The following is a 21,431-nucleotide window of genomic DNA, read 5'->3' on the forward strand; positions in this document are numbered from 1 at the left end:
CAAAAATGGAACTCGACTTCATATAGTCGAGTTCCATTTTTTCAATCAAGTTCTGATTACTTGCTTTTGCCACCATAACTGTTTTTATGATATTTGGTTAAAAAGATACGGTGAACAAAAAGCAAAGTAAAATACTACGACTTTTTTTAAAAAATAAACCCTGTAATTCACAGGGTTTTCAAGTTTGTTTTTTTAAAAAATTATAAACTGCACCAATCATGCCGGCATTATTAGATAGCTTGGCAAGAACAATTTCTGTATTTCTGTAAAAAGAAGGCTGTAAATGTTTCTGCATTTCAAGCCGAACTTCCTGCACAAATGTATCTCCCCTGGCTGTTAAACCTCCGCCAATTATTACTTTCTCCGGGTTAAAGATATAAATCAGATTGGAAATACCAATAGCTAAATATTTGTAAAATTGGGAAACTGCTGTTTTGATATTTACATCGCCCTGATCGTACAAATCAAAGATTTCTTTTCCGGTCCAGTTACGATTTTCTTTATATCGCTGCGCAAAACGAATCAAACCTGATATGGAAGCATTTTTTTCAAATGGTTCTCCCTCAATGAGCATATACCCCCACTCTCCGGCACTGAATGTATGTCCAGAATACATTTTTCCATCTATCACGATAGCTCCGCCAATTCCTGTACCAACTGTTAGGGCAATTAAATTGCTTGTGTCATGGTTTCCGAGCCATTGCTCACCAAGCGCGGCACAATCCACATCATTTCTTACTTCAACCGGTAAATCGAGTGCATTGCTGACCAGATTCTTCACTTCTACACCCGTATAATTGGGAATCGTTTCGCCAGCACCCACTATCATTCCAGTATGGATATCAACTTGCCCAGCAGTACTAATAGCAACTCCATTGACTGAATGATTTTCAATAATGCTTTGGCTCAAGGCAATCACTTTTTCAATAATTGCCGGACCTCCCAGATGGGCTTCTGTGTCTATTAAGGACTGTGATAGAATGGAGCCTTCTTGATTCACAATCCCATATTTAATTTGCGTCCCACCAATATCAAATGCTAGGTATTGCTTCATAGCATCCGAATTTTCTCCGTAAAGGTTTTGGTGATTAACTGCGGCCTTGTTATGGAGCTCCCTACCACAATCGACCAAGCTCCCAATTCCAACATTCTACGCGCCTGGTCCGGAGTTTGGATACGTCCCTCTGCAATCACAGGAACCGTTGACGTCTTGCTAAGCCGTTCAACCAAATCAAAATCGGGTCCTTCAAATTTAGGGCTGTCTGAAGTGTAGCCCGATAGAGTCGTTGATATCATGTCAACTTCACATTCAATTGCATATTCTGCATCTCTTAATGTGGCAATATCCGCCATAACTAACGTGTCGCTTTGCCCGTGAATATAGCTGACCAGATCTTTTAAAGTTTCCCCATTCGGTCTTTTACGGAGAGTGGCATCAAGGGCAATAACATCAGGATTTACTGCAAGCAACTCCTTTACCTCTTTTAAGGTAGCTGTGATAAAGACTTCGTTGTCAGGGTAATCACGTTTGAGCAGACCAATCACCGGAAGACCTGTTTGTTTTTTAATTGCGGCCACATCTGAAGCTGAGTTACTTCTAATGGCTTTCGCTCCACCCTCTTTGGCGGCTTGGGACATTTTCGCCATAATATCAGAACCGTGCAGTGGTTCATCCTCAAGGGCCTGACAAGAGACAATTAAGTTCTTATGTATGTTTGAAAAAAAAGTATCACGGTTCACTTCATCATCTCCTAAAAATTTTCTACACGCGCGGACTTGGTAATATAAGGTTCAAATTCGAATTGACCACTAACGTCAAGATAGATTAGGTCATTATTTTATTCATTGGCAGTAATTGCTGGCCACGTTTTGGAAGGACTATCCGCAGTATTGAACTCCCATATGTGAGCTATTTTTTTATTGGATTTATAAAACTTCCATTCCACCTGTTCATCAATATATACAGTTACAAGAGTGCTTGTACTTGTTGAGATAAACATATTTCTACTTATTTGTATTTTGCTATGTTCATAGAAAAACACCCATTCTATCTTGTGATGTAGTAAAAAAATGCATTATGTCAGAGGTTTTTTTATAGTTCCCTTACACATAATCCAATTATCAAGTGTATAAATGACAAGCAACATAATGCTCATCATCAGCATGGGGAAGTAATTCCGGCTCAATTTGTGTGCAAATATCAATCTTTTTTGGACATCTATTGCTGAATGGACATCCTAATGGCCTATTAATTGGGCTGGGAACATCGCCAGAGAGGATGATCCTTTCCTTTTTTTTATCCCTTAAGACAGGAACGGGAATTGCTGAAAGCAACGCTTCCGTGTAAGGGTGCAGCGGTTTTATATGAAGCTCAGATGCATCGGAGATTTCCACAATTTTCCCCAGATACATCACGACAATGCGATCACTCATGTACTGTACAACACTCAAGTCATGAGCAATAAAAACATAGGTTAAGTTCAATTCCTGCTGAATTTCTTTCATTAAATTCAATACTTGTGCTTGAATCGAAACATCAAGCGCAGACACCGGTTCATCGCAAATGATAAGCTCAGGATTGATGCATAGTGCCCTTGCTATACTTATACGCTGTCGCTGGCCTCCTGAAAACTCATGTGGAAACCGATATAAATAATCTTCGTTTACATTCACCATGTTAAGGGCATCGATAATCTTTTGTTTTCTTTCTTCAGGGTCTTTATATCCATGCACCTTTAGCGGCTCATCAAAGGCTTCAATAATTCTTTTTGATGGATTTAGGGAGGAATACGGATCTTGGAAAACCATTTGTACACGGCTTCTAAAATCGAAAATCTCTTTTGAATTTAATGAGGTAATGTCTTTTTTCTCTCCATTGAAATTGTAAATCATTTTACCGTCGGTTGGTTTTTCAAGCAGCATCAACGTTTTACCCAAAGTAGATTTTCCACAACCCGATTCGCCTACAATCCCCAATGTTTCACCTTTTTTAATCGTTATCGAAATATCATCTACTGCCTTAACCGTTCCAATTTGCTTTCGAAAAAATCCGCCTAATACAGGATAATAAGTCTTTAAATTTTCGATACTGAAAATTACATCTTCATCTACTGGCTTCTTTTCTTTTAACTCGATCATTTTGCTACCACTTCCTTACTATTTTCAAATAATAGACATCTTACTTTATGATTATCTGTTAAGTTTACATTTGAAATAGTGGTAGATTTACAACTCTCCATTGCAAAACCACATCTATCGGCAAATTCGCACCCTCCTGTATAGTACTTCGGGTTTGGAGTAGTGCCTCTAATAGTAGCTAGCTTTCGATTTTTATCGAGACCCATAACAGGAACGGATTGTAACAGTGACTTTGTATAGGGATGGCTTGGATGATTTAAAATATCACTGACTGTTCCGTACTCAACAATTCTTCCCATGTACATGACAGCTACATGATCAGCAACCTCTGCTACTAAACCCATATTATGTGTAATTAATATGATAGATTTATTATATTTTTCCTGCAGTTCTTTCATCAAATCCATAATTTGTGCTTGAATGGTTACATCTAGGGCTGTAGTAGGCTCATCAGCGATTAATAAATCCGGATTACAAATCATCGATATCGCGATCATTACACGTTGTCTCATTCCCCCGCTGAATTGATGAGGATAATCTTTAACCCTCTGTTCCGGATCAGGTATTCCCAGACGTTTAAATAAATCGATTACCCTTTTCATTGCTTCTTTTTTCGGCATTTTATAATGTTCTATTAAATTTTCGGCTACTTGTTTTCCAATTCGATGCGTGGGGTTTAATGAGGCCATAGGGTCTTGAAAAACCATCCCTATTTTCCCTCCGCGAATCGCCCTCATCTTCTTACTGAACTTGGTCATAGAGAATAAATCCACTTCATTTTCCCCGTCATTAAAGAATACTTTCCCACTATCAATATGCCCGTTTTTCGGCAGCAATTGCATGATAGAGTGAACGGTTACACTTTTGCCACACCCAGACTCTCCTACAATGGCTAGCATTTTTCCACGAGGTACTTCAAAAGAAACATCCTTCAATATTTGGACTGATTCTTTCCCATTTTGAAAAGATGCTGATACATTTTCAACCCTTAATGTTAATTCAGTTTTTTTCATATTTTTCACCTCACTGTTTAGGATCTAATACATCTCGTAATCCATCGCCCAAAAAGTTAATGGCTAAAACAAACATTGAGATAGCCACCCCCGGGGCAAGCCATAACCACCAATAATTAGTCACTACATCAATTGATTGAGCAGCATTCATGATATTTCCCCATGTAGAAATCGTAACGGGAACCCCGAGACCCAAGAAACTCAACCCCGCCTCAGCAAGGATAAAAAATGCAACGTTTACTGTGAATGAGACAATAATCGGACTCATGGTGTTAGGCAGCATATGCCTGAATATAATGGAGAAGTTTGATATACCAAATGAACGACATACGCTAACATACGTTTCTTCCCTTACAGATAAATATTCGTTCCGTACAAGACGAAATGTTGTCATCCATCCTGTGAGAACAAAAACAATGATCAGATTATTCACACCTTGACCAAGAATAGAAACCATAACTAATACCAATATTAAATTTGGAAAAGTCATGACTATTTCAGAAAACCGAATGAGCAAGCTATCAAGTTTTCCTCCAAAAAAACCAGCAATACATCCGAGTAATACTCCAATAACCGTTCCTCCAAGTGAACTTAATATCCCTACGTATATTGAAATACGCCCACCATATAAAATTTGGGAAAAAACATCTCTGCCTAATTTATCTGTTCCAAAAATGTGCTCTGCACTCGGAGGTTGTGAAATGCTCGTAAAATCCATATGAGTGGGGCTATAACTTGTTACAAGTGGTGCCAATATTGATAACAGAGTCATAATAAGGCAAATAGCAAGACCAAGGGTAGCTGGTTTATTTGACCACAGCTTCTTTACACGCAACTTAAACTGACTTGTTTTTTTTATTTTCATTTCCATAACTGAAGTAGCCATCACTTGTTACCTCCTCACTAATCAAGTTGAATTCTTGGATCCAATAATGCTGCAAGTACATCCACTAAAAAACTTGCAATTAATATGGCGGCTGCAAGCATCATGGTCGTAATCATGATTACAGGATAGTCACTTGATGAAACCCCACTAAGTATCGCAGACCCTATACCTGGCCACATGAATACCGTTTCGATGATAACAGACCCACCAATCAGCATAGGCAAACGGAATACCAGAATGATGAGGATTGACCCCATAGAATTACGGAATGCATGAAATAGATAGACCTTCCATTCAGGAATCCCTTTACTTCTCGCTGTCTTGATATAATCTTTACTCAACACATCCAGCATTGAGTTTCTCGTATATCTGAGAAGTACAGCTAACATTCCAAAAGCCAAAGTAAGGGATGGAAGAATCAAGTTAGGAAGCCTGTCCCAAAATGTCGTATCTTCTACGCCTATCCGCCCTCCTACAGGCAGCCATCCCAGTTGTATCGCAACGACTTGAATGATGATAATTCCAAAAAAGAATTCTGGAATTGATATGCCAATTACACCAATATTCCGAGAAAAGTAATCAATGATACTATTTTGTTTGATTGCAGAAATCAACCCCAATAACACACCAAAGAATGTAGATAATACTAACGCTATCACTGAAAGTTCAATGGTTGCCGGCAATCTTAAAGCTAAAATCTCCGCTATCGGTTGACCGGTTATGATACTGTATCCAAAATCCCCTTTTAAAATATTTATGATCCAGTGGAAATATTGAACGTATAATGGATCATTCAAACCCAAGTGTTCCCTGAGCGCATCCATATTTTCTGAATTTCCAGCTACATCAGGGGATACTGAATAACTGATCGGATCTATCGGTGAGAATTGAATAGCGAAAAAAACAATGCAACTAATTAAGATCAACATCGGAATTGTGATTAAAGATTTCCTAATAATGAATTTCAACATTTACTTCACCGCCTCGAATCTGTTTAAAAACTAATCGCAAATCATAATCCAACTGAATCAACGATTATTTTTTAAATAATTTATTTAATTTCCCATTCTTCGAATTTCATATCATAGTTATACCAAGGATTTCCGTATATTCCTGAAGTCTTAACTTTCTCTTCATTTACATAGTAATAGCTTTTAATAGTATATAAAGGGAGCTTATAAAGATGTTCTACCTCAAGATTTTGTAGTTCTGAAAGTATTTCTTGGCGTTCCTTCATATCTTCAGTTCCTTTTAACCTATTAACTGCGTTGTCGAAGATGCCTTCACTACCAAAAACATTTTTAAAATTTGCATTTTTTGATTCATACTCTCCGTACCACTCTTCATAACCAAATGAAGATAAACCTTTTAGTGCTAAATCATAATCTTTCATTTTATATAGTTCACTTGCAACATCACCCTGGAATTTCAATACCTCGACTTTCATTCCAAGTTCAGTCAGGTACTGTGCAACGGCTGTCATAAAATTGATCGAAGTTTGATCTTCGTAATAATAACGAAGTTTAATTGTTTTATTAAAATCAAAGTTTGCTTCTTGTAAGAGTTTTTTGGCTTTCTTTGGATTAAACTCATATTCAGAAGCTTCTGTATCATACTCGTTAAAAGATGACGGAACTCCCGTATTTAAAGAGGTAGCTAAATTCGGATATAATTTTTCAGCTAAAATCTTTCTATCTATCCCATACATAAGGGCTTCACGAACTCTTTTATCAGCCATTTCCTCATTCTTATTTCCTTCTGCATCTTGAATATTCACTACCAAATAACGATAGAAAAGCATATCAATTGAATTCGCCGCGAAATTATCAACGGATTTCATACTTTCAATGATTTCAACTACATTTGTATTAAAGAAATCTAATTTACCTGTTTTTGCAGCAGACGTTGGTTCTGAAACAGTTGTCAATACTATTTTCTTAACTTTTGGTTTTTTCCCTTCGTACGTCTCTGCTGGAACAAATGACGCATAATTTCCTGGCTCTAGCTTTTCTAGTTTATACATTCCATTCCCAATCGGATTTTTCCAAAAATCAGAATTATGAATTTCCAATGGATTTTCATCTTCCAATAAATGCTTTGGATAAATAGCGAATTGTCCGAGAACGGGAATAAGGTTACCTACTGGTTTTGATAATTTAATAGTAATAGTATTCCCATCAACAGAAATCCCTGAAATATGATCACTCTTCTTTGCTATCCAAGCTTCCGCTCCTTCAATGGAAGAGAAAGCACTAGTATAGATTGCATTGACTTGGGAAGCCTTTAAAACCATCCCGATACTCCATACAACATCTTCACCGGTTAAGTTTTGTCCATCATGCCACTTAACTCCATCCTTCATGGTAATTTTATAAGTAAGTTTATCATCCGAAACAGTGTAACTCTCAGCCAAATCGGGTTTCTCATTCTTCAAGTCTGCATCTGGCAAAAATAAACTTCTGAACATTAACTTTTGGCTTAAATCCCCTCTGTTTAACCACAAATGGGGTAACTTATCACCAAGTCCTTCAGCCGCAATGGTAGCAATATTTAATACATCGTCACTAGTTGAAGATGCTAAAGATGAATTATTCATTAATTTAGAATCCGTCTTGTTTGAAGGTGTACAGCCGACAATTAAAATGGCACTTAAGATAGATAATAAAGTGATTATAAATTTTCTAATTAAACTCGCCCCACTTCAAATGAATATTTTTGTATGCATTCAATTATTTCATCATTCAAATCAGATAAGGATTGATGATTTAATGATGAAACTGGTAATAGTGGCAGTCTCGGAGCTCCTGTTTTTATACCTCTAAGCGATAAGATGTATTTACAAGCTCCGTATAATGAAGGATAACTAAGTAATTTATTTATTATGTTATTAATTTTAAATTGAAGTTCTTGAGCATCTTTCAGCTTATTTTCAATTATCAGCTTATTTAAAGCACAAAACAATTCAGGCATTACTCCATAAGTTCCGCCAATTCCTCCATCGGCTCCCATCGTCCTCCCACCTAAATATTGCTCATCTGGCCCGTTATAAACTAGAAACTCTTTTCCAGCATTTGCTTTAAATTGTTGGAGTTCAAAAACACTTTCACCCGACATTTTAATTCCAATCACTTTCTCTTGTGCTGCCATTTTCTTAAATAAAGACTGTGTTAAGTTAAATCCTGTTGTTTGAGGAATGTTATAAATAATGAATGGTAATGACGAGCTATCGATCATCTCTTGCCAATGTCTTTCTACGGATTTTTCAGATAATCGATAGTATATGGCTGGAACAGCAGAAATAGCATCTGCACCACATTTTTCTGCATGAATTGCCAACTCTGCACTTTCTCTTGTTGAGTTAGCACCTACGTGGACGATAATCGTTAGCTCCTGCCCTACTTCCTCCATAACTGCCTCTACTACTTTCTTTCTCTCTTCACTTGTTTGAAGGATGCCTTCTCCCGAACTCCCTCCAACATATAATCCTTTCACTCCAGAATTGACATAGTAACGCGCAAGTTTTTTCACACTTCTTTCACAAACCTCGCCAGCCTCATCATAGGCAGAATACATTGCCACAAATACACCTTTAAACTTGTCTAAATCCGATAAAGTCATAAAATCATCCCTTTTCTTCTTATAAATTAATCGTGATAGTATGGTCCTACCAGTTGAAATATCATATTATATATCATATGATGGTACTACCAATATTTATATTTAATAATAAAATTACCCATATTATCTTCCATTGTCAACATTTTTTTATTAAATATCTGAATATTTAATAAGTAGTAAAATAGCATAATCGGAGGATTTATACATTTATTGTGTTTTATGCAAAAGGCAGTTTAAAATGTATCTAATATACAAATCAAATTAGTGAGGTAAGAAAAAGAATGATTCAGCGAAAACGAACTTTATCGGAAATTGCCAGTGAACGGATTAGGACCTTCATTTCAGAGAATAATTGTCAGCCCGGTGATCGCTTGCCAACAGAAAAGGAAATCATTGAAATGCTTGGAGTTAGCAGAACCATCGTAAGAGAGTCATTAAAGGCTCTTCAGTCACAAGGTATTATTGAAATTAAACAAGGAATTGGAATATTTGTAAAAGAAGTAAAGTTCCAAAACTTATTTAAAAAAATATCACCCTTTCTAAAATTCGATAAGACAAAATTCAAAGAGTTAATAGATACACGAATTGTTCTGGAATTAGGCGCTATTGATCTTGCTATTACTCATTATCAATTGGATAAGATTAACCAAATGTCATATTGGAATGATACTATTCTTGAAAAAGTCAACAAAGGAGAAAAAGCAAAAAATGAAGACTTATTTTTCCATCAAGCTTTATTCCATGCTACCGGCAACGAAACTTTCATTCAGCTCTCTTCTATCATCAACGAATATTTTCAGATAAATCAACTTGAGGAAATTGTAGGCCTCGAGGAATTTATGACTGCATATAAAGAACATAAATTAGTGATAGATTCCTTGATTAATAAAGATGCAGAAACAGCAAAACAAAACATGAAGGTACATTTAAGCAAATTGTATAACTTACTTGAAGAATGAAAAAACAGTTAAGAAATAATCGTATTTCCTTAAACCATTTTGTTGAAGAACTGATCATGTCTTTTCGCTTCTTAAGCGATATATTTATTTAATTATTAACCGTTTAACAGTCACAAAGTCAGAGATCCTTATACAAAGGATTTGATCTATATTTCATAAAAAGTCGGTGAGAGAAATGAAACCTATTGAAGATAAAGAAAGATATACATTAAGTAAAATAGTTAGAGATAATTTGCGAGAATATATCATGAGTAACAATTTGTCTACAGGCGATAAGCTCCCTTCAGAAAGAGATCTTGCAAGTATGCTGGATGTGAGCAGGGTAATTATCAGAGAAGCGTTACATTCTTTGGAGGCATCTGGAATTCTTACAATCAAGCATGGAGAAGGTGCCTTTGTAAATGCAGATGATTCAAGTACGATTTTTAACAACTTGCTCTTTTTTTGGCAAATGAAAGATAAAAAAATCGAGGAACTTTTTGAACTTAGACTTCTATTAGAAAAAACAGCTATTGAACATCTTATTGCAAAAACGAATCCTGACCATTTGGTTGAACTAGAAAACAATATAAAACTAATGAGTGAAACAGAGGACCTAGAAAAGTTTAAAGAATACGATATTGAATTCCACAGAGGTTTAATTTCTGCTACTAAGAATGAGCTATTCTCTCAATTAGTGGATATCATTGTTCAATATTTCTCAAATGTATCTCCATCAAATTTGACTCAACATGATAAAGATCAAACCATCCAAGAACATACACTAATCATTGAAGCTTTGAAGGATAAAGATGAACAATTGGCTCTTAAACTTTTGGATGTGCATTTGCAGAGATCAAAGACATTGACACCTCTCATGGTAAAGAAACTAGATTCCAGCTAAAGGAGGAAACGACTTTCATGGGTTTTATTGAGTAAAATCTATTTCATTATTAGGCTACCTTCCCCCAAAAAGAGAATGAGGTAGCCTAATTTAGTTTTAACTCTTAGTCCAATGAATACTAATAGCTTGTGCACTATACTTGTTAACAAGTCCGAACGAAGAATTAGCATTAAATGAATGTTACTAGGTTTCAGGAAACAAAAAAGCATCATGAGCGTTACATTAATAATGCTATTAAGAATCTTGCTTACAAATGGACTGTTAATCGACCATGTTTTCGTTCAACGTTACCAGTTTTATTTCAATATGATGAAGCAAATAAAGGGGAACAATAAACCAAAACCCGATTGCAGGCACACCCTATTTTAATTAATAGAGATTCATTACTTCCCTTTATTCATCTTCTCGTTTATAGAATTCAATTCATCTTCAACTCTATCAAATCTGTTTTCAATATCTAATTGATTACTATTCTTTTTGTTAGAAATCGCAAGCAATTTCTTAATTAATAAAGTAATGGCAACGACGAATAAAACGATAAGTGCAACAACGATAAAAAAGCATCATGAATGATAACATTCACAATGCTCGTTACGATACTGACTTTGAAATTCAGTTTACTTTTCCTATGCTGATTTCTCAAAATGACAATCTTTCAATGAAATTACCTTTGTCTTATGAAAAACCTTGTACCCTAACCATATCGCTAAAAATATTGGTAAACCAATATAGGAGACTGCGACTCCATACCAGTCAATACTGCCGCTTAGAAACGCCTCGTAATTCTGCCCTGCAATGACAACTATACATAGAAAAAATGAAAGAATCGGACCGAATGGGAACCATTTTGCTTTGTATTTTAACTCATTTAAGTCACCGCCCTGTGCTACGTACGCACGTCTAAAACGATAATGGCTTACGGCAATTCCAATCCAAGCGATAAATCCCGTTAATCCTGAAGCATTTAATAGCCATGTAAATACATGATCCCCAAAAACAGATGTTAAAAAAGCTAGTCCTCCAATTATTGCCGTGAGAATCAAGGCATTCATCGGGATTCCCCTTCTGTTAACTTTAGCTAGAAACTTTGGAGCCTGATTATCTTTTGCCATCGACCATAACATCCGAGTTGATGCATAAAGCCCCGAGTTCCCTGCAGAAAGTAATGATGTCAAAACAACAGCATTCATGACAGAAGCAGCGAAAGCAAATCCTGCCCGTTCAAAGACGAGCGTGAAAGGGCTTACAGAAATATTTTCTACATCCCCACCTAATAAACTTGGACTCGTATATGGAATTAACAGCCCGAGTATCAAAATGGCTCCGATGTAAAACAATAAGATGCGCCAAAATACTTGTCGAATCGCATTCGGAACATTTTTTTCAGGATTCTCACTTTCGCCAGCAGCAATACCAACTAGTTCTGTACCTTGAAAAGAAAATCCAGCGATAAGAAAGATACTAATGATCGATAAAAATCCTCCCTTGAAAGGAGCCTCGCCCATGGTGAAGTTTTCAAATCCAATCACCTCTCCACCAAAAACACCTAAGATTGTCAATAATCCAATAATGATAAAGAAAATAATGGCCACAACTTTTATTAGGGAAAACCAATATTCTGATTCACCATAACTTTTAATGGATAAAGCATTCAGCATAAAGACGAGTCCAAGAAACAATGCACTCCATATTATGCTTGGCACTTCAGGCAGCCAGAATTTCATGATGATGGCTGCCGCAGCTATTTCCACAGCAAGGGTAACCGCCCAGTTAAACCAATAATTCCAGCCAAGTGCAAAACCAAATGCTGGATCTACAAAGCGTGTCGCATAGGAGGAAAATGAACCCGATACAGGCATGTATGTAGCCATTTCCCCCAAGCTTGTCATAAGGAAATAAACCATGATCCCAATGCATGCATATGCAGCGAGAGCACCACCAGGTCCTGCACTTTGGATGGTTGCACCACTTGCCAAAAATAAACCAGTTCCGATAGAACCTCCAATTGCGATCATGGTCATATGCCTTGCTTTTAAGTTTCTTTTAACTGTCGGTTCTTGATTTTCAATGAGATTCATGTCCATTGGCTACTACCTCATTTTCTATTAAAATTAAAACTTTAAGAAATATTATAAGAGATTTGTCTTAACAGCCGTATTGTTGGTAATAGTAGAGTTCATTAGATATGAATAGTCTCCCACAACCTCTTTGCGGAAGACTATGTATTTACCCTTTTCTAACTGAAGGAAAGAACCTGATACGTTCACTACCAAGGTTACTTCACCAATTGAAGCTTCACTTTACTGGCTAAAAACAAAATAATTTCTTTTAAGTAAACGGGGCTTAGACATCAATTCATCATATCTATCTGTAGTGTGTTGATATTCAATTTCATTCTCTGTCTCTTCCAATTAGTAACACATTGAATGGATGGAGCCCTGTTAATTTTAAATAGACATTGTCCTATCAGGTGACTCCCAATATACGTTATCATTTGTCTTCTTTACTTGCCAAGGCCACATAAGGCTCATCCTGCAATTGTTCAATTCCACACCATTGAATTAAAGTAAGGGCAATAATCTCCGCTGTCGCGAACACATTGTCCAGTAAGATATATTCATTTGGATAATGGGCAACCTCTGTTACTCCAGGTCCAAAAACAATTGCAGGCGTTTCACCGACATGTGTCAACAATCCTCCATCAGTCCCCCATGGTGAGGCTTCAATGACCGGATCTTGTCCAGCAACTTGCCGAAATTGATTGACGAGCGTATTCATTAGTTCATGTTCTACATCAATTGCCCCTGGAACCCAGCGTGCTCCGAACCATTCTAAAACGGGCGGATTATCCTTGAACCATTCATCCACTTCTTTGATCTGTAACAGCCAATTAGCCATTTCGTTTTTCGCCTGCTCCATCGTTTCCTCTGGCGCAACACCCATTCTACCTTCAATTTTCACGAGGTCAGGAACGGAGGAAGGCCAATTACCGCCTTCAATGACGCCTAAATTAATTGGAATCGGAATAGGTGTGTTCTGATAAAGCGGATCACTGATACGTGCATTTCGCTTTTCTTCCAGAGCACGAATATGATTTATTACGGTCATACTTTTTTCAATGGCACTTACACCTTCATACCTGGTTCCGCCGTGAGCTGACCGGCCTTTTACCAGAACTCGGAACCACATCGACCCTTGCTGTTTGGGAAAAATCCTCATATTCGTTGGTTCAGGGATAAGGGCAGCATCGGCTTTGTATCCCCTCAAGACGGCCGCTAACGTTCCGGCTCCGCCGCTTTCTTCTTCTATCACACTTTGAAATATGACATCTCCCTTTAAATGAATGCCATTTTCCTTTAATGCCTGCATAGCAAGGATAAGGGATACATTGCCTCCTTTCATATCTGTTACGCCACGTCCAAACATTTTCCCATTCTTTATGGCTCCACTATATGGATCGTCATCCCACTGATCCCGATCACCATCCGGAACCACATCGATGTGTCCGTTCAAGATAATGGAGCGGCCGCCTCCAGTTCCCTTCATAATTCCTACCACATTAGGACTGTTGGAAAATTCGCTGCGAGGAGAATAGAAATAGGAATGCTTTTTCAGTTCCCCACCGTTAGGCTCCCAAATATCAACCTTCAGGCCCATTTCCTCTAGTTTTTGGGCGACGATAGCCTGAGCGTCTGCTTCATTTCCTTGGGTACTCGGTGCTTGCACCAACCTTTGCAATAAGTCTGTTCCTTCTTCCCGATGATCCTTGATCCATTGGTTAATTCGTTTTTTAAAATCCGGCACTTTTATCCTCCTTTTATACACATATTCTCATAGATTACTGAAAGTCCCATTCCACCTGCCATACATAACGTTACCATTCCGTACTTAACTTGGGAACGCAACATTTCATGCATCAGTGTGACTGTCAATTTTGCACCTGTTGCTCCTACAGGGTGACCAAGTGCAATTGCCCCTCCATTGACATTGACGATATCCGGATTCAAATCTAACTCCTTGATCACTGCAAGTGCTTGGGCAGCAAAGGCTTCATTAAGTTCAATCAGTCCGATATCCTCTAACGATAGACCTGCTTTTGCCAATGCCTTTCGAGTCGCTGGTACTGGTCCAATCCCCATAACTCCAGGTTCAACACCTGCACTGGCGAAAGCCTTAATTTTCAAGAGCGGTTTTAATCCCTTTTCTTCTGCTTGCTGCTTGGACATTAATAGTACAGCTGCTGCTCCATCATTCATGGGACAGGCATTTCCTGCCGTTATGGTTCCTTCATTTTTGAATACCGCTGGAAGACTGGCTAGTTGACTCAGATGAATGTCCTCGCGTACCCCTTCGTCTTGATTGAAGATTTGAAGCCCTTTTCGATCCTTGATTTTGAGCGGAATAATTTCTCGACCAAAGCGACCCTCTTCCATAGCTTTCCAAGCCTTCTTGTGGCTTTGATAAGCAAATTGATCCTGTTCTTCACGACGGATACCATATTTTTCAGCCAGGCGCTCGGCTGTTATTCCCATATGCTCATTTCCCAAGGAACATATTAATCCATCTGCGAGCAGAGCATCCTCCATCGTTACGTTTCCAAATTTACCGCCCCATCTATTTTTCACGATATAAGGCACATTGCTCATGCTCTCCACTCCGCCGGCAATGATTATGTCTTCTTGACCAGCAGCAATAGTTAATGCAGCATTGGTAATGGCCTTTAAACCTGATCCACATGCTTTGATTACAACGTGGCCTGGGACACTGTGCGGGAAATTTGCCATTTGCGATGAAATTCGGGCCGAGTTAAGTCCGCCTCCATGGACATAGCCATGTCCGAAAATCACTTCATTGACCTTTTCTTTGCCTAATTCAGATTTTTCCATTAAGCCTTCCAATAATTGACGGCCTAATTCGGTAGCATTAACATTCCGGAGTGATTTTCCAAAGGATCCAACTGCCGTTCGCGCTCCAGCAACGATGACGACCTCATTCATGCTTCTTCCTCCTCTTACCTATTCAATGCTGTTGACAGTAGCCCCTATTTTCAACGACGCCTCTGTATTCGCAATCACATCATCAACTGTATAAGGTGTCATAACTTCCCTCAACACCAATCCCTCTTTTGTAACTTCCATGACAGCCATATCAGTAATGATTAAATCTACACTATGTCTTGCCGTTAAAGGAAGTGTGCATTTCTTTAATATCTTCGATTCCCCCTGCTTGTTTACATGATTCATCAAGACAATCACCTTTTTGGCTTTTTGGGCAAGCTCCATTGCTCCGCCCATCCCCGGTACCCGTTTGCCTGGGACAATCCAGTTGGCTAAATCGCCTGTTTCACTAACTTCCAATGCCCCAAGGATGGTAATGTCGATGTATCCTCGACGAATCATGCCAAATGCAGTTGCACTGTCAAAGTAAGAAGCCCCCATTACAGACGTAATCGGGAACCCTCCTGCGTTACAGAGAGCAGGATCTTCTTCCCCCTGATTTGGACTGGGGCCTGTTCCTAGAACACCGTTTTCCGCATGGAACAGCACATGGATATCTTGAGATAAATGATCGGCCACTAAGGTAGGCATGCCAATACCTAAATTGACGATTAATCCGTCATGGATTTCCTTGGCAGCGCGTTTGGCGATGCGATTTCGTACATCTACTCCCATGCCCATTTCCAATTCACCCCTTTTGTTGGAATCACCATATCTACATAAATACCTGGCGTGGCAATACACTCCGGATCCAATTCGCCTACCGGAACAATTTCTTCAACTTCTGCTATAGTAAAAGCTCCTGCCATCGCTACGAGCGGATTGAAATTGCGGGCACTCTTGTCAAAAACCAAATTCCCCAACGGATCTGCCTTTTTGGCATAGACGATACTCACTTCCGAGGTCAAAGCGGTTTCGATCAAATATTCCTTTCCGTCGATTACCATTTTGTCCTTGCCTTCTTCAGCTATCGTTCCAATCCCGACATCAACAAAAATCCCGCCCAAGCCTACTCCGCCTGCACGAATCCTTTCAGCTAATGTCCCTTGCGGAGAAAATTCCACTTGCAGCTTTCCTTCAGTCATGAGCCGACCGGCATTTGGATTAGATCCGATATGAGAGGCAATGACCTTTTTGGCTCTTTCAAGAGTCACCAGCCGGCCAATTCCAATATCAGGGAATCCCGTATCATTGCCAATCAATGTTAGTTCCTTAACGCCCTTGTCCAGGATGCCCTGTATGAGTGTTGGCGGAGTCCCCACTCCCCCAAACCCACCGTACATGAGAGTACATCCATCAGTAATATACTCGAGTGCTTCTTCCAGGGTCACAATTTTGTTTTTTTTCGAAATGACCTGCTTCATATGGTTCCTCCTAAATAGCCTGCTTGTTCTCTATCAGACCTTCCGAGTGCAATTCATGCTGCAATTCCTCAACTGAAGCTTCCAGTATCTTTACAAGACTATCAATTTCTTCATTTGTAATAACTAGCGGCGGAGATATAATAACTGCATCACCCGCGATCCCTTCGATTGCGCCTGAAGCAGGATAGATCAACAATCCCTTCTCAAATGCCTTATTGACAATTCTTGTGGTTATGCCATCTTGCAAGTCGAATGGAGTTTTTGAACTCCTATTTGAAACAAACTCAAGTCCCAGGAGAAGCCCTTTTCCTCGTACATCACCAATGATGTCAAATCTCTCAGCCAGCCCATGTAATTTCTCCAATAGATACTGTCCTTTCTCTTCCGCTGCCTGAACCAGATTCATTCGTTCAATGTAGGCAAGCACTTCTAAAGAAACGGCAGCAGATAGAGGATTTGCACTATATGTGTGTCCAGCCATGATTGACTTCGAACCTTTTAAAATGGGTTCCATAACCCGATCACTAACCAAAGTGGCTGCAATTGGAGTATAGCCAGCGCTCATACCTTTCCCTAATGCGATGATATCTGGGGTAACTCCCCAGTGTTCCATGGCAAACATTTTTCCTGTACGACCGATTCCAGTCATAACTTCATCGGCGATAAAGAGAATGTCATAGCGTTCGCATATTTCCTTAATCCTTTGATAATAACCATCCGGTGGAGTAACAGCCCCAGCAGATGCCCCGATAATTGGTTCAGCGATGAAGGCGGCAATATTCTCAGAACCAAGTCTTTGAATGGACGTCTCTAATTCATTTGCACACTGCAGTTTACAGCCGGAAGATTCATAAGGGCATCGATAACAATACGGTGCAGATATACTAGGAAAATCCTCTAATAACGGAACAAAACGTTTTCTTCTTGACACATGACCGGACATCGATAAAGCACCCATCGTAATCCCGTGATAACTCGTCCAGCGGGAGACGATACGATTTTTCCGCTCAAATCCTTTTTCTTGCCAATGTTGAATGGCTATCTTCATCGCCGTTTCGGTTGCTTCCGACCCACTGTTCACAAAAAACGACCAATTTAAATCTCCTGGAGCTAACTCACTTAGCTTTTCGGCTAAAGTCTCTGCGGCTTCACTTGTAAAATGAGATCGGTATGCAAAAGAAACTTTACTTGCCTGCTCTGTCATTGCCTCAACAACATCTAATACTCCATGACCAATACTCGCCGTAACCGCACCTGAAGATCCGTCGATGTATTGTTTTCCATCCGTGTCATAAAGATATATTCCCTTCCCATGAGAGACAGTGGGATAGTTATGATCTAGAATGGGCTTAATTAAATGATTCCGCTTCATTTCATCTCTCCTTTATTTACATTTTTTACCAACTACACATCTATGAAGTTCTAGTACACTAAAACTCTTAAACTATTGGAAAAATCCTATTAACTGATTGAAAGAATAGATGGCAAAATCCATAAAACCGAGTTTACCAACTAAAAGGTTCATCCTGAATCAGGATTGATTCTGTAGGGCAGCCTTCCATAGCATCATGCATGTCATCATACAGATTCTCAGGAACTACGGCATTCCCCTGATTATCATCCAAGATAACGAAAGCGATTCCTTGTTCGTCATAGTCATAAATTTCAGGACCTGTTGCACCGCATGCCCCGCACGCAATACAGGTATCTTTATCAACCCATGTGTATTTAGCCATAAACTTTTCCTCCTATTTAAAGAATCCATTTACAGAAGATAAATCTTTACCCCAAATATTCATGTCCTCATACTTATCCCAAATATTGCAATTCTTCGTAAATCTTCCTCCATATTCATATCCCAGCTGGTGAAAGACAGCATTCATGCCCATTGACAAAGATCGCGCTAAAGAGTAGGAACAATAAATATTTTTCTTGATAAGTTCTTGTTCTAATGCTGAGATAAGTACCTTCATAAAACCATGTTTTCGATGATGAGGAATCGTTGCACAGTCAGTTAGTTCAGCATTATGATACATTTCATTTACTTCCGCGGATGCAGCACTAACGATGGATCCTTCATATTGAATAACACTAAAGATCGTTCCTTCTTCCATCACTTTTTTGATATAACCCTCATCATTCATTGGGGTTGGATAGGTTTCAAAAATTGCACCGTATAAATTTGCCAGCTCATATGCATCTTCAACTTCAGCAAATCGAAGGGAGTAATTTTCAGGTAGTTGCTGCTTTTCTATTATTCTAGGAATATCAATAACATCTTGGAGAATTTTGTCTTCCTTCATCCAATAGTCGCTTGTTCGCCTTTCATTGGTAAAATACAATGCCATGCAATAAGCATCATTCCCATTAAAATACTTACTCAATATTCCTTCCAGCATAAATCCATGGACCCATGTCGCAGATAAATCTTCTTGTCTAGCTTTAAGTATCACTTTTGTAAAGCCATGCTCTTGAGCGATGACTAGAGCTCGAGTTATCGCTTTTTTGATATTCCCCCGATAATCATCAATGCGTAAGCGATGATTTGCATGATCAAGATAGAGTTCCATCGTAAAACATTCCCCAGTCTCAATTCGGGTGAAAAAAGGCAGCTTTTGAACAGACATTATGTATACCCTCCTTAACTAAAATTCGGGAGAAGCGATGCATCATCTACTTCTCCCGGCATTCTATTTCCAATTAAACAATTTCTTTACAGGAGCCTGAAGAAGCTGTTCATACGTAAACTCATCAGGATACTCACTCACGTCATATATAGATAAGGATTCATCCACCTTTTGATTCATCGAATCAGACACATAGATTCCACAATTTGGACAGTTCAGGGCTGGAACCTGAAGAACTTTTATTGATCGTTTACCATCAGGCATAATCCAGTAACAATCCTTCTTTTCACTTTCCTCAACGTTGGGGGCATTACACCACAAGCATTCCATCCTTATTCCCCCTTGCCTTCAGAACTTCCGACCATGGCGTTCTTTTTTTCTTGGGCTAACCTTAATTTTTCCTTCATTTCATCACGTTTATCACGGCGATCCTTCAAAGAAGCATGTTCATCAGTAGTTTCATACGCTTTTCTCTTGTCAAGGCGACGCAGGCCTTCTGGTACCAAATTGAATTTTTCGTCTGTCATCAGAGCAGAAATCCCCACAGCTCCTTTTCTTTCTTCGGTACCATACACTTCATCAAAGTAAGCATCTGCACTACCAGCAACATAGTTCTTCGGTTCTGGATAGCTCGTGATAACTCCCTCAAAGTTCCGTAAGACCACTTTATCCGGACTTTGCGAAAGAAGGTAATTTGGAGTCAAGGCAATCTTTCCGCCTCCGCCAGGAGCATCCACTACAAAAGTTGGCACTGCATATCCTGATGTATGGCCACGTAACGCTTCAATGATTTCCAGTCCTTTTGAAACCGGTGCACGGAAATGGCCGATCCCTTCAGATAAATCACATTGATAAATGTAATAAGGTCTTACCCTTGCTTTAACACAGTCGTGCATAAGCTTTTTCATAATATGAACACTATCGTTAATTCCAGCAAGAATAACAGCCTGATTACCAAGCGGTACTCCAGCCATCGACAACATATCACATGCCTTTTTGGCTTCTTCCGTCAGTTCAAGTGAATGATTGAAATGCGTATTTAACCAAATTGGATGATATTTTTTCAGAATATTGCATAAATTTTCTGTAATCCGCTGCGGGAAAACAACCGGTGCACGAGTACCGATACGAATGATTTCCACATGTGGGATAGCACGTAAATTACTCAATACGTATTCGAGAATCTTATCATTGATTAATAGGCCATCTCCTCCAGAAATCAAAACATCTCTCACTTCCGGAGTATTACGAATATATTCAATCGCCCCGTCTAATTGCTTCTTAGGAACGCCCATGCCAACCTGACCTGAAAAACGACGACGAGTACAGTAACGGCAGTACATAGAGCATTGGTTCGTGACAAGAAATAGAACTCGATCCGGATAACGATGCGTTAGACCTGGAACAGGAGAATCTTCATCCTCATGCAGCGGATCTTCCAAATCATATCTAGTCTTGTTCATTTCTGCCGAAAGCGGTACAGACTGCAAACGAATCGGACAGCGAGGATCATCAGGATTCATCAAGGATGCATAGTAAGGTGTAATATTTAAAGGGATTGTTTGAGTTGAAATCCGAACACCTTCTTCTTCTTCCGGTGTCAAGTTCACAACTTTTTTCAGATCATCCAAAGTTTTAATTGTATTGGTTAATTGCCAGAGCCAATCATTCCATTGCTCTTCCGTTACATCTTTCCACAATTCAATCTCATTATAATGTCTACGTCCACCAAGGTATTCCTCATGTTTTACTTCCATTCCCATCAAACTCATTAAAATGCCCCCCTCTTTATCTTAAGAAACTATATATATATCTACTTGCAAGAATAATGCCAACATCCAAAACAAGAAAAACATAGAAAAAAGAGGGCGGATCGTCCCCTTAAACCGCAAGATATTTTTCGTTATGCCTAATATTTTGCAGCCAATTTCTTTGCGCCAAAGAGA

At 38.9% G+C, this 21,431-nt stretch carries 21 protein-coding genes; 2 read left to right on the forward strand and 19 right to left on the reverse strand.

Annotated features, from left to right (window positions below; translation table 11 throughout):
- Positions 1 to 178: 178 nt before the first annotated feature.
- The 8 genes from JFV29_RS22510 to JFV29_RS22545 form a co-directional block, all read right to left on the reverse strand.
- On the reverse strand, positions 179 to 1,054 hold the full coding sequence (locus tag JFV29_RS22510) for an ROK family protein (protein WP_190270953.1): 876 nt from the start codon (positions 1,052 to 1,054) through the stop codon (positions 179 to 181).
- On the reverse strand, positions 1,051 to 1,740 hold the full coding sequence (locus tag JFV29_RS22515; RefSeq protein WP_201186484.1) for a putative N-acetylmannosamine-6-phosphate 2-epimerase: 690 nt from the start codon (positions 1,738 to 1,740) through the stop codon (positions 1,051 to 1,053). Before JFV29_RS22515 ends, JFV29_RS22510 begins: the two co-directional genes overlap by 4 nt.
- Before the next feature lie 381 nt (positions 1,741 to 2,121).
- Positions 2,122 to 3,138: an ABC transporter ATP-binding protein gene (locus JFV29_RS22520; RefSeq protein WP_098175612.1), complete on the reverse strand. Its 1,017-nt coding sequence runs from the start codon at positions 3,136 to 3,138 to the stop codon at positions 2,122 to 2,124.
- Complete coding sequence (locus tag JFV29_RS22525) at positions 3,135 to 4,151, reverse strand: ABC transporter ATP-binding protein (protein ID WP_201186486.1); 1,017 nt, start codon at positions 4,149 to 4,151, stop codon at positions 3,135 to 3,137. Before JFV29_RS22525 ends, JFV29_RS22520 begins: the two co-directional genes overlap by 4 nt.
- 10 nt (positions 4,152 to 4,161) lie before the next feature.
- Positions 4,162 to 5,037 (reverse strand): ABC transporter permease, encoded by an 876-nt coding sequence (locus JFV29_RS22530; RefSeq protein ID WP_098175610.1) that lies wholly within the window; start codon positions 5,035 to 5,037, stop codon positions 4,162 to 4,164.
- Between the two features lie 17 nt (positions 5,038 to 5,054).
- Positions 5,055 to 6,008: an ABC transporter permease gene (locus tag JFV29_RS22535; RefSeq protein WP_201186488.1), complete on the reverse strand. Its 954-nt coding sequence runs from the start codon at positions 6,006 to 6,008 to the stop codon at positions 5,055 to 5,057.
- Positions 6,009 to 6,088: 80 nt separating this feature from the next.
- The gene (locus JFV29_RS22540) at positions 6,089 to 7,633 is read right to left on the reverse strand and encodes an ABC transporter substrate-binding protein (protein ID WP_201186490.1); all 1,545 of its coding nucleotides are present in this window, start codon (positions 7,631 to 7,633) and stop codon (positions 6,089 to 6,091) included.
- 89 nt (positions 7,634 to 7,722) lie between these two features.
- A complete protein-coding gene (locus tag JFV29_RS22545) occupies positions 7,723 to 8,655 on the reverse strand; it encodes a dihydrodipicolinate synthase family protein (RefSeq protein WP_201186492.1) in 933 nt (310 codons plus the stop codon).
- 281 nt (positions 8,656 to 8,936) lie between these two features.
- Here JFV29_RS22545 and JFV29_RS22550 point away from each other — a divergent pair, with 281 nt between their 5' ends.
- Positions 8,937 to 9,614, forward strand: coding sequence for a FadR/GntR family transcriptional regulator (locus JFV29_RS22550; RefSeq protein ID WP_190270951.1), 678 nt, complete (start codon positions 8,937 to 8,939; stop codon positions 9,612 to 9,614).
- A gap of 175 nt (positions 9,615 to 9,789) precedes the next feature.
- Positions 9,790 to 10,497 (forward strand): FadR/GntR family transcriptional regulator, encoded by a 708-nt coding sequence (locus tag JFV29_RS22555; protein ID WP_201186493.1) that lies wholly within the window; start codon positions 9,790 to 9,792, stop codon positions 10,495 to 10,497.
- 383 nt (positions 10,498 to 10,880) lie between these two features.
- Here JFV29_RS22555 and JFV29_RS31790 read toward each other — a convergent pair whose 3' ends face one another.
- The 11 genes from JFV29_RS31790 to kamA form a co-directional block, all read right to left on the reverse strand.
- Positions 10,881 to 11,051 (reverse strand): DUF4083 family protein, encoded by a 171-nt coding sequence (locus JFV29_RS31790; protein ID WP_201188027.1) that lies wholly within the window; start codon positions 11,049 to 11,051, stop codon positions 10,881 to 10,883.
- Positions 11,052 to 11,123: 72 nt separating this feature from the next.
- Positions 11,124 to 12,581 carry an amino acid permease gene (locus JFV29_RS22570; protein WP_201186495.1) on the reverse strand — a complete coding sequence of 486 codons (1,458 nt, stop codon included), beginning with the start codon at positions 12,579 to 12,581 and terminating at the stop codon, positions 11,124 to 11,126.
- A 406-nt stretch (positions 12,582 to 12,987) separates the two neighbouring features.
- The gene (locus tag JFV29_RS22575; protein ID WP_201186496.1) at positions 12,988 to 14,301 is read right to left on the reverse strand and encodes a peptidase; all 1,314 of its coding nucleotides are present in this window, start codon (positions 14,299 to 14,301) and stop codon (positions 12,988 to 12,990) included.
- Positions 14,302 to 14,303: 2 nt separating this feature from the next.
- Complete coding sequence (locus JFV29_RS22580; protein WP_201186497.1) at positions 14,304 to 15,494, reverse strand: thiolase family protein; 1,191 nt, start codon at positions 15,492 to 15,494, stop codon at positions 14,304 to 14,306.
- 18 nt (positions 15,495 to 15,512) lie between these two features.
- The gene (locus JFV29_RS22585) at positions 15,513 to 16,175 is read right to left on the reverse strand and encodes a 3-oxoacid CoA-transferase subunit B (protein WP_201186498.1); all 663 of its coding nucleotides are present in this window, start codon (positions 16,173 to 16,175) and stop codon (positions 15,513 to 15,515) included.
- The gene (locus tag JFV29_RS22590; RefSeq protein WP_056530315.1) at positions 16,160 to 16,858 is read right to left on the reverse strand and encodes a CoA transferase subunit A; all 699 of its coding nucleotides are present in this window, start codon (positions 16,856 to 16,858) and stop codon (positions 16,160 to 16,162) included. The genes JFV29_RS22585 and JFV29_RS22590 overlap by 16 nt, the downstream gene beginning before the upstream one ends.
- A gap of 10 nt (positions 16,859 to 16,868) precedes the next feature.
- Entirely contained in the window at positions 16,869 to 18,230 is a 1,362-nt protein-coding gene (locus JFV29_RS22595) for an aspartate aminotransferase family protein (RefSeq protein WP_053347555.1), read from the reverse strand.
- 133 nt (positions 18,231 to 18,363) lie between these two features.
- Complete coding sequence (locus tag JFV29_RS22600; RefSeq protein ID WP_053347556.1) at positions 18,364 to 18,594, reverse strand: ferredoxin; 231 nt, start codon at positions 18,592 to 18,594, stop codon at positions 18,364 to 18,366.
- Positions 18,595 to 18,606: 12 nt separating this feature from the next.
- Positions 18,607 to 19,485 carry a putative beta-lysine N-acetyltransferase gene (ablB, locus tag JFV29_RS22605; RefSeq protein ID WP_201186499.1) on the reverse strand — a complete coding sequence of 293 codons (879 nt, stop codon included), beginning with the start codon at positions 19,483 to 19,485 and terminating at the stop codon, positions 18,607 to 18,609.
- Between the two features lie 63 nt (positions 19,486 to 19,548).
- Positions 19,549 to 19,815 (reverse strand): YokU family protein, encoded by a 267-nt coding sequence (locus tag JFV29_RS22610; RefSeq protein ID WP_053347558.1) that lies wholly within the window; start codon positions 19,813 to 19,815, stop codon positions 19,549 to 19,551.
- Positions 19,816 to 19,817: 2 nt separating this feature from the next.
- Positions 19,818 to 21,242: a lysine 2,3-aminomutase gene (gene kamA, locus JFV29_RS22615; protein ID WP_201188029.1), complete on the reverse strand. Its 1,425-nt coding sequence runs from the start codon at positions 21,240 to 21,242 to the stop codon at positions 19,818 to 19,820.
- Positions 21,243 to 21,431: the final 189 nt, after the last annotated feature.

Origin of the sequence: Peribacillus sp. TH16, from assembly GCF_016651095.1 — a bacterium.
In the GTDB taxonomy this organism is placed as follows: Bacteria; Bacillota; Bacilli; order Bacillales; family DSM-1321; genus Peribacillus; species Peribacillus butanolivorans.

Coding starts and splice junctions, on each gene's coding strand:
- ablB (WP_201186499.1), bottom strand. CDS start 19,485: ATGTCTGTTCAAAAGCTGCCTTTTTTCACCCGAATTGAGACTGGGGAA.
- JFV29_RS22580 (WP_201186497.1), bottom strand. CDS start 15,494: ATGAATGAGGTCGTCATCGTTGCTGGAGCGCGAACGGCAGTTGGATCC.
- JFV29_RS22535 (WP_201186488.1), bottom strand. CDS start 6,008: ATGTTGAAATTCATTATTAGGAAATCTTTAATCACAATTCCGATGTTG.
- JFV29_RS22555 (WP_201186493.1), top strand. CDS start 9,790: ATGAAACCTATTGAAGATAAAGAAAGATATACATTAAGTAAAATAGTT.
- JFV29_RS22530 (WP_098175610.1), bottom strand. CDS start 5,037: ATGGCTACTTCAGTTATGGAAATGAAAATAAAAAAAACAAGTCAGTTT.
- JFV29_RS22540 (WP_201186490.1), bottom strand. CDS start 7,633: ATGAATAATTCATCTTTAGCATCTTCAACTAGTGACGATGTATTAAAT.
- JFV29_RS22600 (WP_053347556.1), bottom strand. CDS start 18,594: ATGGCTAAATACACATGGGTTGATAAAGATACCTGTATTGCGTGCGGG.
- JFV29_RS22510 (WP_190270953.1), bottom strand. CDS start 1,054: ATGAAGCAATACCTAGCATTTGATATTGGTGGGACGCAAATTAAATAT.
- JFV29_RS22595 (WP_053347555.1), bottom strand. CDS start 18,230: ATGAAGCGGAATCATTTAATTAAGCCCATTCTAGATCATAACTATCCC.
- JFV29_RS22550 (WP_190270951.1), top strand. CDS start 8,937: ATGATTCAGCGAAAACGAACTTTATCGGAAATTGCCAGTGAACGGATT.
- JFV29_RS22610 (WP_053347558.1), bottom strand. CDS start 19,815: ATGGAATGCTTGTGGTGTAATGCCCCCAACGTTGAGGAAAGTGAAAAG.
- JFV29_RS22525 (WP_201186486.1), bottom strand. CDS start 4,151: ATGAAAAAAACTGAATTAACATTAAGGGTTGAAAATGTATCAGCATCT.
- JFV29_RS22520 (WP_098175612.1), bottom strand. CDS start 3,138: ATGATCGAGTTAAAAGAAAAGAAGCCAGTAGATGAAGATGTAATTTTC.
- kamA (WP_201188029.1), bottom strand. CDS start 21,242: ATGGAAGTAAAACATGAGGAATACCTTGGTGGACGTAGACATTATAAT.
- JFV29_RS22545 (WP_201186492.1), bottom strand. CDS start 8,655: ATGACTTTATCGGATTTAGACAAGTTTAAAGGTGTATTTGTGGCAATG.
- JFV29_RS22585 (WP_201186498.1), bottom strand. CDS start 16,175: ATGGGCATGGGAGTAGATGTACGAAATCGCATCGCCAAACGCGCTGCC.
- JFV29_RS22570 (WP_201186495.1), bottom strand. CDS start 12,581: ATGGACATGAATCTCATTGAAAATCAAGAACCGACAGTTAAAAGAAAC.
- JFV29_RS22590 (WP_056530315.1), bottom strand. CDS start 16,858: ATGAAGCAGGTCATTTCGAAAAAAAACAAAATTGTGACCCTGGAAGAA.